Annotated in this window: 1 protein-coding gene; it reads right to left on the reverse strand. The window is 44.5% G+C overall.

Annotated elements, in window-relative coordinates; genetic code table 11:
- Positions 1 to 1,057: hypothetical protein (locus tag ACZ5ID_RS37055; protein WP_468907224.1), on the reverse strand; the 1,057-nt coding region annotated here is incomplete at its 3' end.
- Between the last annotated feature and the right edge of the window lie 29 nt (positions 1,058 to 1,086).

The raw sequence follows: 1,086 nt of genomic DNA on the forward strand, positions 1-1,086 counted from the left end.
ACCATCCATCAATAACATTGCGCCCATGCTTTAAATGGAATTCTATAGCGTCTTTTACCGCGCTAAATACAACGGAAGCAGGTAGAGTTCTGTGCCGCCCTAATTCCTGGAATTTTATTGATAGATTTTTTATATGAATCAGGTCAGTCTCTGAAGGTGCAGGCAGGCCGATCTCATGAAGGATGCCCAATCCGTAAATAGCCTTTTTGTAATCCGCAAGAGCGCTTTGGCCAATCAGTTCGCTCCCGCCAGTGGTGACAGGAACTGGCGGGAATTCTCGCTTGAAATCATCTTTCCTAGGAATGGTCAATATTTCTAAGATAGGCTTGTCAGCAGTACAGCCCTTTAAGGTGTTTGCATAAATTACTTTGGATAGTGTAGCTGAGTTAGGTACATATCCCTTTTCAGTGGAAAATCTATAGACTCCATTGATGTGAAGGGCTGCTCTTACTTTAGGGATGAGCTCCAGGGGGATGTCGAGCGTGTTGTTATCGTGCTGGCTAGGCGTAATCTCGGAAATTTCAGGCCATTCCGTGATGATTTTCTGGATGGCGACAGGATCTGCTTTAATAAGTAGCTCAAGGCAATGAAGAGACAACCGCTTAGACCACCCATAAACTGCTTCTGCCGCATTGCTGCTCGATGCTATTTCAGTCAGGATGGTCTTTAAATTATCCCGTCCCAGACCTCCCAGGCCAAACTTGGCTAATTTGAAGTGCTTTGAGTTTAGGAGAAGTGCGTCGATGATGTGAAGGGTGGCGGCGAAAATTGATGGAGCTTGTCCGGCTTTGATTTTGCTTGTCGTAACTATCTCTGAAACCGAACCCGTCAGAAAATATTTTAATCCAAGTAACAGATCGTTATGTTTTTGATCGGTCAGCCGGCTTCCGTCTTCAAGCTCGACACTCCAGTCAATCAGCTTAGATTTTTTGAATCCAAAACTGTACTCCCACTGGTTCTCATAAAAGTCGCTAAGTAGCCAGTTAGCTTTTAGCAGTCTTTCCGCAGAGTGCAAAAATAATGGTTTAAGAAAATCGAGTTCAGGCGGCAGATTCATAGATCACCTTTTCCATGTAGGCAGGATTG

It is taken from the genome of Streptomyces sp. NPDC031670 (assembly GCF_055580545.1).